This window comes from Stenotrophomonas sp. 28608_Sma (genome assembly GCF_056486185.1).
The window spans coordinates 1,363,729-1,377,473 of record NZ_CM151308.1 but is presented as its reverse complement, the minus strand read 5'-3'; the positions used below and the strand labels follow the sequence as shown (position 1 = coordinate 1,377,473).

The window sequence follows — 13,745 nt, the reverse complement described above, 5'->3', positions numbered from 1 at the left end:
CTCGGCAGCCGAGAGAGGCCCACCCCATCCATCCGGTGGGCCTGACCGTTACAGGAGCCCCCGCGCATGCGCGTTCTGATTGCTGAAGACGACCCGGACATCGCCTCCGGCCTGTGCGCCTCGCTGCGCCGGCAGGGGCACGTGGTTGACCACGTCGACAACGGCGCGCACGCCGACGCGGCACTGGGCTCGACCCAGTACGCATTGCTGGTGCTGGACCTGGGCCTGCCGCAGCTGGATGGCCGCGACGTGCTGCAGCGCCTGCGTCAGCGCGGCGATGGCCTGGCGGTGCTGGTGGTGACCGCCCGCGACGGCCTGGCCGAACGCGTGCGCGTGCTCGACCTTGGCGCCGACGACTACCTGGTCAAGCCGTTCGCACTGGACGAATTCGAAGCACGCGTGCGTGCGCAGCTGCGGCGGGTCACCAGCAATGGCAACCCGGACCTGCGCATCGGCCGCCTGCGTATCGATCTGGCCGGGCACCGGGTGTGGATCGACGATCAGTCGCTGGAACTGACTGCGCGCGAGTTCGGCCTGCTGTCGGCACTGGCGGTACGCGCCGAGCGCATCGTGTCGCGCGCGCAACTGGTGGAAGCGCTGTGCGACTGGGGCCAGGACCTCACCGACAACGGCCTGGACATCGCCCTGCACCGCCTGCGCCGCAAGCTGCAGCCCGGCGGCATGGGCATCCGCACCGTGCGCGGGCTGGGCTACATGCTGGAAGACGCGCAGGACGAAAGCACGCCGTGATCAGTGGCCCGCCCAGCCTGCGCCGGCGCCTGCTCGCCTTCCTGGCGTTGCCGATGCTGGGCCTGCTCACCTTCAACACGATCCTGGCCTACTACGTTGCGCTGGACTATTCCAACCGCATCCACGACCGCAACCTGATCGACGACACGCATTCGTTCGCGCAGATGCTGAGCACCATGCCGGTGACCAGCGACCTGTCTCCGCAGGCGCGCTTCCTGATCGAGTACGACCCCGACGGCCATCGCTACTTCAACGTCGACAGCAGCCGCATGGGTACGCTCAGCGGCAATGCAGACTTCAGCCCGTACGCCCCTTCGCAGGACTGCACCGGTGTGCATCCGGCGCTGTACGACGGCAACCTCAATGGCCAGCAGGTGCGCATGGCCACCGTCTGCACGCAGGCGATGAACGATCCGCAGGACCAGCTGGCGGTGACCGTGGCCGAGAGCATGGCTGACCGCCGGCAGCGTGCGCGCGAGATCCTGATGATCATCATCCCGCTGATGACCATGCTGGCGCTGGGTACCGCAGCGCTGGTCTGGTTCGGCGTGACCTATGGCCTGCGCATCCTGACCCCGCTGAGGACCCGCCTGGCCCAGCGCCGCGGCGAACTGGCGCCGATCTCCGATGCCGACGTGCCCGAGGAGATCCAGCCACTGATCAGCACCATCGATGATCTGTTTGCCCGCCAGGCGGAAATGATCACCCTGCAGAACCGTTTCATCGCCGATGCCGCGCACCAGCTGCGTTCGCCGCTGGCGGGCATGGCCCTGCACGTGGACCAGGCGCTGGCACATGGCGACCCCGATACAGTGCGCGAGGCGCTGCAGCACATCCGCCGGCTCAACCAGCGCACCGCCCGGGTCAGCACCCAGCTGCTGGCACTGAGCCGGGCGCAGACCGTGCCCGATACCGTGGAGGCACTGGACCTGTGCGAGCTGGTACCGCAGTGGGTCGGCATGCGCGTACCGGAGGCGATCCGCGATGGCATCGATCTGGGCTACCGCGGCAGTCCCCATCCGCTGCGTGTACTGGGCAACGGCGCCATGCTGCAGGAAGCGCTGGACAACCTGATCGACAACGCCCTGCGTTATGCCGGCCGCAATGCAACCGTCACGGTGGGCGTGCACGCGCTGGACGACAATGATGTCGAACTGTATGTGGAAGACAACGGCCCTGGTGTGCCCGACGACGTGATGCCACGGCTGGGCGAGCGCTTCTTCCGGGCGCCGGGCACCGCTGCCAGCGGCACCGGCCTCGGCCTGGCCATCGCGCACGAGGCGGTGGAGCACTTCGGCGGCCGCCTGAGCTTCCTGAACCGCCCAGGTGGCGGACTGAAGGTCGCCATCACGCTGCCGCTGCTGAAGGCGCCCTGACCCGGCCCGGGGCGCTGAAAGGCTGGCGAAAATCGCGCTTGCGATCCTGCCATCCCCACTGCCGTCCCGGAGCCGCCAGGTGACCGAATCGCACGACTTCTTCCTCCCCGGTGGCCCACAGGGCGTGCTGCTGGTCCATGGCCTGACCGGCACCCCGGCGGAAATGCGCATGCTGGGCAAAGGGCTGAACAACGCCGGTTTCACCGTGCACGGCGTGCAGCTGCCCGGCCATTGCGGCAGCGTGGATGACCTGCTGGCGACCACCTGGGAACAGTGGTACCAGGGCGTGGAAGATGCGGCGGCAACCCTGCGCGGCAAGGTCGACCAGCTGTTCGTCGGCGGCCTGTCGATGGGCGCGGTGCTGGCACTGGCACTGGCTGCACGTCGCCCCGAGTGGGTGTCAGGGGTTGGCGTATACGGCGCCACCTTCCGCTATGACGGCTGGAACATCCCCGCCGTGGCCCGCTTCTCGTTCCTGCTGCCGTGGTTCAAGCGCTTCAACATCGGCCGCGACCGCATGTTCATGGAAGAACCGCCGTACGGCCTGCGTGACGAGCGCCTGCGTGCACAGGTCAGTGCCGCCATGCTGTCCGGCGACAGCGCCGCCGCCGGCCTGCCGGGCAACCCCTGGCACGCCCTGGCCGAAATGCGCGCCCTGAGCAACTGGACCCGCCGCCACCTGCACCAGGTCACCGCGCCATGCCTGGTGATGCACGCCCGCGAGGACGACGTGGCCAGCATGGGCAACGCCGAGCTGGTGATGTCGCGGGTCAGCGGCCCGAAGGAACTGGTGGTGCTGGAAGACAGTTACCACATGATCACCATCGACCGCGAACGCCGCGATGTGATCCGCCGCAGCGCGCGCTTCTTCACCGAAATCGGTGAACGCACTGGCGTGCTCAAGGCGGTGGCCTGACATGGGGGCACTTGCCACGCTGCTGTGGCTGGCCAATGTCGTGCTCGATACCGGTGGCCAGCTCGCCTTCAAGGCCGCCGCCAGCGATCCGCAGGAGGGTGAAGGACTGCAGCGCTGGAAACACATGCTCAGCCGTCCCTGGCTGTGGATCGGCATCGCCTGCTACGTGCTTGAGTTCGTCGCCTGGATCGCGTTCCTGTCGCTGGTGCCGCTGTCCAAGGGCGTGCTGCTGGGCTCGATCAACATCGTCGCGCTGATGATCGCCGGCCGTTTCCTGTTCCGCGAGAAACTCACGCCGCTGCGGGTGACCGGCATGCTGCTGGTCACCGCCGGGGTAGCCGTGGTGGGGGCCGGCTCATGAGGCGCCTGTATGTGATCGGCTTCCCGCTGCTGATGGCGTTCGACACGCTGGCCCAGCTGTGCTTCAAGTACGCCGGTGACGCCGCGTTGCCGGTCGAGGCCAACACCGCCTGGCTGCTGCGCGTGCTGTCGCAGCCGTGGGTTTACGGCGCCATCCTCGGCTACGTGGGTGCATTCTTCACCTGGATGAGCCTGCTGCGCCATGCGCCGATCGGTCCCGCCTTTGCTGCCTCGCACCTGGAAGTGATCAGCGTGCTGCTGCTGTCGGCGTGGCTGTTGAACGAGCCGCTGACCCTGCACCATCTGCTCGGTGCGGTACTGATCGTGGCCGGCATCGTCTGCCTCGGCCACGCCGAGGCGGACGACCCGCACAGCCCTGCCGAAAGCACCCCATGAGCGCGCTGCGATGAGCCTGTTCGCGCGCGAACTGCCACCAACCGCCGGCCTGCCGATGCAGGCCAGCGATTTCCTTCCCGGTGGCGGCGACCTGCGTGACATCCTGGCCAGCCAGCTCGGCACACCGCCGCTGCAGCTGACCTGTTCCGGCACGCACGCGCTGCTGATCGCCCTGCGCACGCTGCGCAAGCGTGCGCCAAAGCGCGACACCGTGATCATGCCGGCCTATACCTGCCCGCTGGTGCCGATCGCGGTGCACAGCCTGGGCCTGCGCGTGCAGTTGTGCGATACCCGGCGCGGTCATTTCGACTTCGACCCCGGCCAGCTCAAGCGGCTGGCCGATGCGCGCACGCTGGCGATCCTGCCCACCCACCTGGGCGGGCGCATTGCCGATGTCGAGCTGGCCTGCGAAGTCGCCCGCAACGCCGGCACCTGGGTGATCGAAGATGCCGCGCAGGCACTCGGCGCACGGGTCGGCAACAGCAGTGTCGGCATGCGCGGCGATATCGGATTCTTCAGCCTGGCCGCCGGCAAGGGCCTGAGCCTGCATGAAGGCGGCCTGCTGGTCAGCCGCGATGACGAACTGCGTGCTGCGCTGGCCGAACATGCCGTCCAGCACGTTCGCTCCAGCCTGCGCTGGGAGCTGCTGCGGAGCGTGCAGTTGCTGGGCCTTGCTGCCTGCTATCGCCCTTCGCTGCTGTCACTGGTGTATGGCAATCCACTGCGCAATGCGCTTCAGCGTGACGATCTGGAAGATGCGGTCGGTGACATTTTCCCGCTGGATATCCCGCAGCACCGGGTCAGCCAGTGGCGGCAGAACATCGGCGCGCATGCCGCGCGGCGCTTGCCGGCATTCCTTCAGACCGGTCGGCTGCGTGCGTTGCAGCTGCGGGTGCAGCTGGCACAGCTGCCCGCCGTTGAGGTGGTCGATGGGCTGGCCGGTAGCGGTGGCACCTGGCCACTGTTGATGCTGCTGCTGCCCAGCCAACGCGCCCGCGATGCGGTACTGAAGGACTTGTGGCCACGCGGGCTTGGCGCCAGCCGCATGTTCATCCATGCCCTGCCCGGCTATGCCTACCTGCGCGGCATCGTGCCGCAGGACGACATGCCCAACGCACGCGACTTCGCCGCACGCATGCTGACCCTCGGCAACAGCGCCTGGCAGACCCGTGAAGAGACCGCCGAAATACTGCGGGCACTGGCCCGCGCGTGACGCCAGGACGCACGGATGGAGTGCGCCCCGCGCATTCATCCATGCACCTTCCTGAACGCTTTCCGCGCCCTGCAATGCAGGCTTTCAACAGGAAAGGAACGAGAAAGGCTGCCTGCCTACATTGAGCCTGGCCCGGCATCGCGCCGGACGTTCCTTTCATCGACGGACCTGCCCATGCACTGGAGCATCCTGTGTGACTTCGACGGCACCATCAGCCTCGAAGATGTCATCGACTCGCTGCTGGAGAAATACGGCCAGCCGGGCTGGCAGGAACTGGAAGACCAGTGGAAAGCGGGAAAGATCGGCTCGCGCGAATGCATGCAGGGCCAGGTCAGGCTGTTGAAGCTGGACCCGGCCACGCTCGACGCCCACCTGGACCAGGTGCAGATCGATCCGGGCTTTGCCGCCTTTGTCAGCCGTGCCGAACAGCTGGGCGTGCCGCTGCGCATCGTCAGCGACGGCCTGGACCATGCGATCCACCGCATCCTCGCCAACCACGGCCTGTCGCGACTGCCGGTGGTGGCCAACCACCTGCGCTGGTGCGATGACCACTGGGAACTGGAATCGCCCTACCAGGCCGAAGGCTGCCGCAGCGGCACCTGCAAGTGCACCTGCGCTGCGCAGGCGCGCGCCAACGAAGCACCGCGTGTGCTGATGATCGGCGATGGCAGTTCGGATTTCTGCGTCTCCGAAGATGCCGACTTCGTGTTCGCCAAGCGTCGCCTGATCACCCATTGCACCCATGCCGGCATCGAGCATGCCGCCATCGATACCTTCCACGATGCAATCGCACTGCTGCCGCGCCTGCTCGATGGCAGCCTGCTGCAGCCACGTCGTATCGACGCCAGCCCGCAGCCCGCCGTACTGCCCCTGCTGCTGGCCACCGCCTGAGCACTCCCTTCCAAGCACGCCCCCGCTACCTCTTTCGAACGTCCTTCACGGAACCGAACTGCATGAACATTTTTGACAAGAACGCCGACGCCGCTGCCTCCGACGCGCAGCTGCTGGCCGACGAAGCCCGTTACAGCTCCTTCGGCGATACCGTCCACTACGTCGACCCGCCGAAGATCTTCCAGCGCGGCGAAGGCAGCTACATGTTCGACGGTGCGGGCGTGCCCTACCTCGACCTGCAGATGTGGTACTCGGCCTGCAACTTCGGCTACAGCAACAAGCGTCTGAACGATGCGCTGAAGGACCAGATCGACACCCTGCCGCAGGTCGCCAGCCAGTACCTGCACCCGACCCGCGTGCAGCTGGCCAAGACCATTGCTGTGGACATGCACGAGAAGTTCGGCCTCGACGGCCGCGTGCATTTCAACGTCGGCGGCGCGCAGGCCATTGAAGACTCGCTGAAGATCGTGCGCAACGCGCGTGGCGGCAAGAGCCTGATGTTCGCCTTCGAGGGTGGTTACCACGGCCGTACCCTGGGTGCGTCGTCGATCACCTCCAGCTACCGCTACCGCCGCCGCTACGGCCACTTCGGCGAGCGCGCGATGTTCATTCCGTTCCCGTACCCCTTCCGTCGCCCGAAGGGCATGACCCCGGAAGAGTATTCCGACCATTGCGTGTGGCAGTTCGAGCGCCTGTTCGAAAGCGAATACAACGGCGTGTGGGATCCCAAGGTCGGCCAGGCGGAGTACGCCGCATTCTATGTCGAACCGATCCAGGGCACCGGCGGCTACGTCATCCCGCCGCGCAACTTCTTCACCGGCCTCAAGCGCGTGCTGGACAAGTACGGCATCCTGATGGTCGTCGATGAAATCCAGATGGGCTTCTGGCGCACCGGCAAGCTGTGGGCCATCGAGCACTTCGGCGTGACCCCGGACGTGCTGGTGTTCGGCAAGGCGCTGACCAACGGCCTGAACCCGCTGTCGGGCCTGTGGGCGCGCGAAGAGCTGATCAACCCGACCGTGTTCCCGCCGGGCTCCACCCACTCCACCTTCAACTCCAACCCGCTGGGCACCCGCCTGGGCCTGGAAGTGCTGAAGCTGGGCAAGGAAATGGATTACGAGCGCACCGTGCCGGAAAAGGGCGCGTACTTCCTCGATGGCCTGCGTGGCCTGCAGAAGCGCCACCCGGAAATCGGCGACGTCGACGGCCTGGGCCTGGCCCTGCGCGCGGAAATCTGCCAGACCGACGGCTACACCCCGAACAAGGAACTGCTGGACCGCATGGTCGACATCGGTCTGGCCGGTGACCTGCTGCACGACGGCAAGCGCATGGGCCTCGTGCTCGACGTGGGTGGCTGGTACAAGAACGTGATCACCTTCGCGCCGTCGCTGGACATCAGCTACGCAGAAATCGACCTGGCGATCACCCTGCTCGACCAGGCGCTGACCAAGGCCAAGGGCTGAGGTCGATGCGCTGCCGGTTCCCGTGCCGATGGAAATGACGTCACGCGCATCCAGCACCGCGCTGGAACCGGCCGCGCTGCTGGAGGGCTTCCTGGCCCACCCGCCACTCGGATTCGAGGCAGGCCGCCTTCCCAGCGGCCTGCCGACCTTCCGTGCGCCGCTGGACCTGACCACCACGATGGATGACGACCTGCGCGGCAAGCTGCTTGGCCTGCCACTGTCGCGCCTGTGGCGGCCATGGATCACCTGGAAGACCCGCTTCGTCGGCGCCACCAGCACCGAGTACACCCCGCTGCCCGCGCACGTCGCACCAGAGGCATTGGCCGAGGACGTGACGCGTCACGCGATCGGCGATACCCGCCTTCTGGTGGTCAAGGACCTGGCGATCGATTCGCCGCTGCTGGACGACGCGGCCAACGCACACAGCGGTGCCTTCCTGCAGGCATTGCTGGCACGCGGCTTCGTCGAACTGGAAGGCATGCCGCTGGCCTGGGTGGCGATCGATTTCGATTCGATCGATGGCTATCTCGGCCGCCTGTCGTCTTCGCGCCGCAAGAACATCCGGCGCAAGCTGCGCTCGCGCGACGACCTGCAGATCGACTGCATCGCCACCGGCGATCCGGCCCTGGCCGACCCGCAGCTGCAGGCCGAACTGTATGCCTTGTACCTGGGCGTGTACGCGCAGAGCGCGGTGCATTTCGACCAGCTCGACCTGCCCTACTTCCAGCATCTTCTGGCCGACAGCCAGGGCCAGGGACGGATGTTCCTGTACCGCCACCAGGGCCAGCTGATCGGCTGGAACCTGTGTTACGTGCATGCGGGCAAGCTGGTGGACAAGTACATCGGCCTGGCCTATCCGCAGTCCCGCGAGCACAACCTGTACGCGGTGAGCTGGATGCACAACCTCGAATACGCGCTGCAGCACAGCCTGAGCCACTACGTGGCCGGCTGGACCGATTCGCGGATCAAGGCCGAACTGGGTGCCCGCTTCACCTCCACCCGGCATGCGATCCACGCCCGTTCCCCGCTGCTGCGCGCCGCCCTGCGCAGGCTGGCCCCGTACCTGCAGGGCGAACCTGATGGAGGCGGTTGAACGATGCCGTTGCGTTCCCCGTTGATCCTGGACCTGGACGGTGGCGTGCTGCCGCTGCCAGAGGCGCATACCCTGGCCCTGCCGCAATGGCACGATCCACTGCGCTTCGCCTGCCGCAATGCCACCCTGAACCGTTTCGCCACTGAAGTGCTGGCACCGTTGCCGGCCCCGCTCGGCACGGTCATGCTCGGCAGTGGCGACTTCCATCACCTCAGCCTGCCGCTGCTGCAGCGCATGCGCACGCAGGCGCCGTTCCAGCTGGTGGTGCTGGACAACCATCCGGACAACATGCGCTTCCCGTTCGGCATGCACTGCGGGTCGTGGGTGAACGCCGCCAGCAAGCTGCCGCAGATCTCGCACATCCACGTGCTCGGCATCACCTCCAGCGACATCGGCCTCGGCCATGCCTGGGAGAACCACTGGCGCCCGCTGATCGGCGGTCGCCTGACCTACTGGTGCATGGACGTGGACGTGGGCTGGGGGCATCGCCTCGGCTTGGGCCACGCCTTCCGCCGTTTCGAGCATCCCGAAGCGCTGGTGGCCGCGTTCGCTGCCGAGCAGGCCAAGTCGCCGCAGCCGACCTACCTGTCGATCGACAAGGATGTGTTTGCCGAGGACGTGGCCCGCAGCAACTGGGATCAGGGCCGCTTCCAGCTGGAACACGCGCTGGTGGTGATCGAAGCGCTGCGCGCCGGCGGCCTGGTCGGCAGTGACATCACCGGTGAGGTGTCGCTGGCCAACTACCAGAGCCGCTTCAAACGCTGGCTGTCGTCGCTGGATGGCCAGCCTGACGTCAGCGCCGGGGATCTACCGCTGTGGCAGGCGCGGCACCAGCAGGTGAACCGCGAGCTGCTGGCGGCGATGGCCGCCGTGCCGACCGCCTGCTGACCGCTTCCGTTAGTGCCGGCTGCTGGCCAGCGTGGCTTCGTCGGTAGTGCCGGCCGCTGGCCGGCAATGCCAACCAAGGTTGGCAACTACCAGACCCAGGCAGCGGCGGTCGTGCCGGCCGCTGGCCGGCAACCTCATTGTTCCCGGGCTCACGGGGATGCCGGCCAGCGGCCGGCACTACACTGGACGCCTGCCCCAGGAGCCCTCGCCATGCCCCAGACCGTCATCCCCCAGCTGCGCATGCGCCACGCCGATACCACCCTGCCGTTCTACGTGCAGGGGCTGGGCTTCGTGGTCGACTGGGAACACCGCTTCGAACCCGGCTTCCCGCTGTTCGCCCAGCTCACCCGCGACGGCCAGACGATCTTCCTCACCGAACACAGCGGCGACTGCGAGGTCGGCGGCGCGGTGTACTTCATCGTCGAGGACGTCGACGCCCTGCACCGCGCCTTCAGCGCCGCAGGCGTCCCCATCGAACAGCCGCCGCATGACACCGAATGGGGCAGCCGCGAGATGCTGCTGGTCGACCCCGACGGCAACCGTCTGCGCTTCGCCACCCATCCTCGCGATGACGACTGACGCATGCGCCAGACTGCGGGCAATAGGCGGTCTACTCATGGATCGCCTGCCCGAGGGGCGCGTCGCGATTGCCTTGGATCTGCTGGATCGAAACGAGATCCCGATGGCGCTGGATCAGCTCTGTTCAGATATCGATGAATGCGGCATGGCACTCAGCCGCGCGGAGTATCTGCAACTGTGCGATCTCAACACGGCGCTGGGGCAACCTGTAGCGCCGGCAACGATGCGCCGCCTGCGGAAACTGGATGGAGGGTCGGCTTGAACGGAAATATATGAATCATATATGATCCATATATCCCTTTTCTGGTGTATCCCATGGGCATCGTCAACATCGATGACACCCTGCACGACCAGCTGCGCCGTGCCTGTACCGTCTCCAGCCGCTCGATCAACGCCCAGGCCAACTTCTGGATCCGGGTCGGCATGCTGTGCGAGCTGAACCCCACGCTGAGCTTCCAGGACATCGTCGCCAGCGAGCTGCGCGCGGCCGGCGTGCAGCCCCCGTTGCTGCCGCCGGGCCAGGTCTGAGCCGATGGGCATCATCAAGCGCCCCGACGAGATCGCGCTGATGGCCGAATCCGGCCGCCTGCTGGCGGAGGTGTTCGCCGCACTCGACCAGCTGCCGCTGCAGGGCCGTAGCACCATGGAGATCAACGATTTCGTCGAACGCATGATCGTTGATGAGCTGCAGGCGAGGCCGGCCAGCAAGGGCCAGTACGGCTTCCCGTACGTGCTCAACACCTCGATCGACAACGTTGTCTGCCACGGCGTACCCAGCACCACCGACGTGCTGCGCAACGGCCAGATCGTCAACCTCGACATCACCCTGGAGAAGAACGGCTACATCGCCGACTCCAGCACCACCTATCTGGTCGGTGATGTCGACTATGCCGCGCGCAGGCTGGTGCAGACCACCTACCAGGCGATGTGGAAAGGCATTGCCGCCGTGCGTCCTGGTGCGCGGCTGGGCGACATCGGCCACGCCATCGCCCGCCACGCGCGCAGCCACGGCTACAGCGTGGTGAAGGAATACTGCGGCCACGGCATCGGCCAGGAGATGCACGAGGAACCGCAGATCCTGCACTACGGCCATCCCAACACCGGCATGGTGCTGGAAGAAGGCATGGTGTTCACCATCGAACCGATGCTCAACCAGGGCAAGCCGGCCATCCGCCAGCAGCCGGACGAATGGCCGGTGTACACCCGCGACGGCAAGCTGTCGGCGCAGTTCGAGCACACTGTGGCGGTCACTCGCAATGGCGTGCGCGTGCTGACCCTGCGCCCCGGCGAGACGCCGTTGTGCGCGGTGGATGCCGCCTAGAGTGGCCGTTGCTGCATCCCGGTACCCTCGTGCACGGCGCGCTTCCGTGCCGTCAGCGGTTCGCGTACCCGCTGTGCCACATAGCCGACGCTGGCTGCGAGAATGAAGGTGTAACCAAGGAGTTCGGTGGTCTCCTCGATGGTGTTCTTGAACACGCGGATGTACTGGTCACCCAGCAGTCCGGTCCACAACGACGTCATGCCGATCAGACGCGAATAGAACAGCAGCAGAACCAGGCCGATCGTCATCACGGTACCCGGCCGGGATACGAGAAAACGCACCAGCGCCGGCATGGCCCGGCGCCAGTCGCGACTGGCCCAGGCCAGTGAGCCGATGATCAGCACGGCCACCGGGTACTTCCAGAAGCCGTGTGCGATCAGGTCCAGCGCCTCATCCATTTCACGCAGGAGCATGCAGGCGAACAGCGCGGCCGCCAGAACGGCAAAGGCCCGATCATCGGCACGTCGCAATGCAAGCCGGACGAAGGCAGCCACGCTGGCGACCAGGAAGCCTTCCTGGGTCAGTTCGACCAGCGACCACTCGCCGACTGCATTGCCCAGCCAATGGATGTCGAGCCAGGCCAACGCAGGCGGAAGCGCCATCATCAGGCCGAACAGGAAGGTGCGCCCCAGGTGGGACAGGAGCAGCTGTAGATTGTCTTTCATGCAACACCGATGCCGCGCCGTGGCGGTCGTACAACGAGAACACAGGCGACCGGGGGGCTGCCGAACGACGGCATGCGCGGCGGGGTCGCGACCAGGCGCGCATTATCCGCGCTGTATCCGGCCACGTGAACCGTACCGGTGGAACACATACGCAACACCGGCGTACGTCACGCACTCATGGCGATAAAGGACGCAGCAGCAACAACGTCGCCAGGCAGAACATGAAGATCGCCACGCCTGCATCCAGCACACGCCAGGCGCCCGGCCTGCGGAACACCGGCTGCAACAGGCGCGCGCCATAGCCAAGCGTGCAGAACCAGGCCACGCTGGCGGCGCAGGCACCGGCGGCGAAGGCCCAGCGCAGATCGCCCGGGTAGCGCGTGGACAGGCTGCCCAGCAGCACCACGGTATCCAGATAGACATGCGGGTTGAGCAGGGTGAAGGCCAGGCAGGTCAGCAGTACCTGCCGTCCGCTGCCGCCCTGCGCCTCGGCGGCGGCCAGCGCACTGCCACCGCGCCATGTGCGCAGCCCCGCCTGCAGGCCATACCAGAGCAGGAAGCCCGCACCACCGAAGCGCAGCACCTGCAGCAGCAGCGGCCACTGCAGCACCAGCGCGCCCATGCCGCCGACGCCAGCCAGGATCAGCACGATGTCCGCGCCGGCACAGGCCAGCACCACCCTGCCCACATGGCGCTGCTGCAGGCCCTGGCGCAGCACGAAGGCGTTCTGCGCACCGATGGCGATGATCAGGCCGGCACCTGCGAACAGGCCGGCGGCGGTAGCGGCGATCCACATCAGGACAGGCCAGGCAGCGAGAGGACGCGCAGGGTGCGGCCGCTGACCCTGTTTAGACAATCTGATTTTTCTTTATCCTGTGCAGGAAAACTGAAGAGGCACCGGCATGGATCTGGTACATCCGCAACTGGCCGCGTTTGCTGCGGTGCTGGAAGAAGGCAGCTTCGAGGCTGCGGCGCGCCGCCTGTCGATCAGTCCGTCGGCCCTGTCGCAGCGGATCAAGGCACTGGAGGATCGGCTCGGCCAGGTGCTGGTTGTGCGCCAGGCACCGAGCCGGCCCACCGCCGCAGGCGAAGCGCTGCTGCGCCGGGTCCGGCCGATGCAGGCGCTGGAGGCCGAGGCATTGGCCGAACTGCTGCCCGAACGCGGCAGCGATGCCGCGCGCACGCCGATCCCGTTGGCGGTCAACGATGACTCGCTCGATACCTGGTTCGTGCCAGCCATCGCCGAACTGCACCAGCGCCATGGCTACCTGTTCGACCTGCGCATGGATGACCAGGACCATACCCTGCAGCTGCTGCGCGATGGCAGCGTGCTCGGCGCGGTCACTGCCGAAAGCCAGCCGGTGAAGGGCTGCAACGTGCATCCGCTCGGCGCCATGCGTTACCACGCCATCGCCTCGCCCGGCTTCGCCCGCCAGTACTTCCGCGACGGCATGCAGGCCACGGCCCTGGCGTGCGCACCGATGCTGGTGTTCAACCGCAAGGATGAACTGCAGTGGCGCTTCGTGCGGCGGCTGACCCGCGCGCGACTGCAGCCGCCGCTACACTACCTGCCCTCCTCCACCGGTTTCGTCGAAGCCGCCGCGTGCGGACTCGGCTGGGGCATGGCCCCGGAAACCCTGGTCGCGCCCGCCGTGCGCGCCGGCCGCGTGGTGGTACTGGAACCCCGCCGCTGGCTCGATGTGCCGCTGTACTGGCAGCATGCCGCCGTGCGTTCAAGCACGCTGCAGCACATCACCCAGGCGCTGCGCACTGCAGCCAGCGGCACCCTTCGTTGAGGACAAACCGATGATCGCAGACCCGGGCTTCACGCCGC

Annotated in this window: 17 protein-coding genes; 15 read left to right on the top strand and 2 right to left on the bottom strand. The window is 66.8% G+C overall.

Features of this window, described 5'->3' with window-relative positions; genetic code table 11:
- The first annotated feature begins 66 nt into the window (after nt 1–66).
- The 14 genes from ACZLHH_RS06310 to map all read left to right on the top strand — a co-directional run bounded on the left by ACZLHH_RS06310 (nt 67) and on the right by map (nt 11,246).
- The gene (locus tag ACZLHH_RS06310) at nt 67–750 is read left to right on the top strand and encodes a response regulator (RefSeq protein ID WP_121503880.1); all 684 of its coding nucleotides are present in this window, start codon (nt 67–69) and stop codon (nt 748–750) included.
- The gene (locus ACZLHH_RS06305) at nt 747–2,126 is read left to right on the top strand and encodes a sensor histidine kinase (protein WP_005412674.1); all 1,380 of its coding nucleotides are present in this window, start codon (nt 747–749) and stop codon (nt 2,124–2,126) included. The genes ACZLHH_RS06310 and ACZLHH_RS06305 overlap by 4 nt, the downstream gene beginning before the upstream one ends.
- A 79-nt stretch (nt 2,127–2,205) precedes the next feature.
- Nucleotides 2,206–3,042 (top strand): alpha/beta hydrolase, encoded by an 837-nt coding sequence (locus tag ACZLHH_RS06300; protein ID WP_107432641.1) that lies wholly within the window; start codon nt 2,206–2,208, stop codon nt 3,040–3,042.
- Between the two features lies 1 nt (nt 3,043).
- Nucleotides 3,044–3,403: an EamA family transporter gene (locus ACZLHH_RS06295; RefSeq protein ID WP_012479558.1), complete on the top strand. Its 360-nt coding sequence runs from the start codon at nt 3,044–3,046 to the stop codon at nt 3,401–3,403.
- Nucleotides 3,400–3,798 (top strand): DMT family transporter, encoded by a 399-nt coding sequence (locus ACZLHH_RS06290; RefSeq protein WP_180845145.1) that lies wholly within the window; start codon nt 3,400–3,402, stop codon nt 3,796–3,798. Before ACZLHH_RS06295 ends, ACZLHH_RS06290 begins: the two co-directional genes overlap by 4 nt.
- 10 nt (nt 3,799–3,808) lie before the next feature.
- Entirely contained in the window at nt 3,809–5,011 is a 1,203-nt protein-coding gene (locus tag ACZLHH_RS06285) for a DegT/DnrJ/EryC1/StrS family aminotransferase (RefSeq protein ID WP_180845144.1), read from the top strand.
- A 174-nt stretch (nt 5,012–5,185) separates the two neighbouring features.
- Complete coding sequence (locus ACZLHH_RS06280) at nt 5,186–5,902, top strand: MtnX-like HAD-IB family phosphatase (RefSeq protein WP_032127528.1); 717 nt, start codon at nt 5,186–5,188, stop codon at nt 5,900–5,902.
- A 62-nt stretch (nt 5,903–5,964) separates the two neighbouring features.
- Nucleotides 5,965–7,365, top strand: a complete 1,401-nt coding sequence (locus ACZLHH_RS06275; RefSeq protein ID WP_071228485.1) for an aspartate aminotransferase family protein — start codon at nt 5,965–5,967, stop codon at nt 7,363–7,365.
- 28 nt (nt 7,366–7,393) lie between these two features.
- The gene (locus ACZLHH_RS06270) at nt 7,394–8,458 is read left to right on the top strand and encodes a GNAT family N-acetyltransferase (protein ID WP_032127530.1); all 1,065 of its coding nucleotides are present in this window, start codon (nt 7,394–7,396) and stop codon (nt 8,456–8,458) included.
- Between the two features lie 3 nt (nt 8,459–8,461).
- Nucleotides 8,462–9,346, top strand: coding sequence for a hypothetical protein (locus ACZLHH_RS06265; protein WP_180845143.1), 885 nt, complete (start codon nt 8,462–8,464; stop codon nt 9,344–9,346).
- 210 nt (nt 9,347–9,556) lie between these two features.
- Complete coding sequence (locus tag ACZLHH_RS06260; RefSeq protein ID WP_180845142.1) at nt 9,557–9,925, top strand: bleomycin resistance protein; 369 nt, start codon at nt 9,557–9,559, stop codon at nt 9,923–9,925.
- Between the two features lie 37 nt (nt 9,926–9,962).
- Nucleotides 9,963–10,187 (top strand): MafI family immunity protein, encoded by a 225-nt coding sequence (locus ACZLHH_RS06255; RefSeq protein ID WP_049399619.1) that lies wholly within the window; start codon nt 9,963–9,965, stop codon nt 10,185–10,187.
- Between the two features lie 53 nt (nt 10,188–10,240).
- Nucleotides 10,241–10,453: a ParD-like family protein gene (locus tag ACZLHH_RS06250; RefSeq protein ID WP_005412680.1), complete on the top strand. Its 213-nt coding sequence runs from the start codon at nt 10,241–10,243 to the stop codon at nt 10,451–10,453.
- A gap of 10 nt (nt 10,454–10,463) precedes the next feature.
- Nucleotides 10,464–11,246: a type I methionyl aminopeptidase gene (gene map, locus ACZLHH_RS06245; protein WP_180845151.1), complete on the top strand. Its 783-nt coding sequence runs from the start codon at nt 10,464–10,466 to the stop codon at nt 11,244–11,246.
- Here map and ACZLHH_RS06240 read toward each other — a convergent pair.
- Nucleotides 11,243–11,911: a hypothetical protein gene (locus ACZLHH_RS06240; protein ID WP_180845141.1), complete on the bottom strand. Its 669-nt coding sequence runs from the start codon at nt 11,909–11,911 to the stop codon at nt 11,243–11,245. The genes map and ACZLHH_RS06240 overlap by 4 nt on opposite strands.
- Before the next feature lie 175 nt (nt 11,912–12,086).
- Nucleotides 12,087–12,707 (bottom strand): LysE/ArgO family amino acid transporter, encoded by a 621-nt coding sequence (locus ACZLHH_RS06235; RefSeq protein WP_180845140.1) that lies wholly within the window; start codon nt 12,705–12,707, stop codon nt 12,087–12,089.
- A 106-nt stretch (nt 12,708–12,813) separates the two neighbouring features.
- Here ACZLHH_RS06235 and ACZLHH_RS06230 point away from each other — a divergent pair, with 106 nt between their 5' ends.
- Nucleotides 12,814–13,707 carry a LysR family transcriptional regulator ArgP gene (locus ACZLHH_RS06230; RefSeq protein WP_180845139.1) on the top strand — a complete coding sequence of 298 codons (894 nt, stop codon included), beginning with the start codon at nt 12,814–12,816 and terminating at the stop codon, nt 13,705–13,707.
- Nucleotides 13,708–13,745 lie beyond the last annotated feature (38 nt).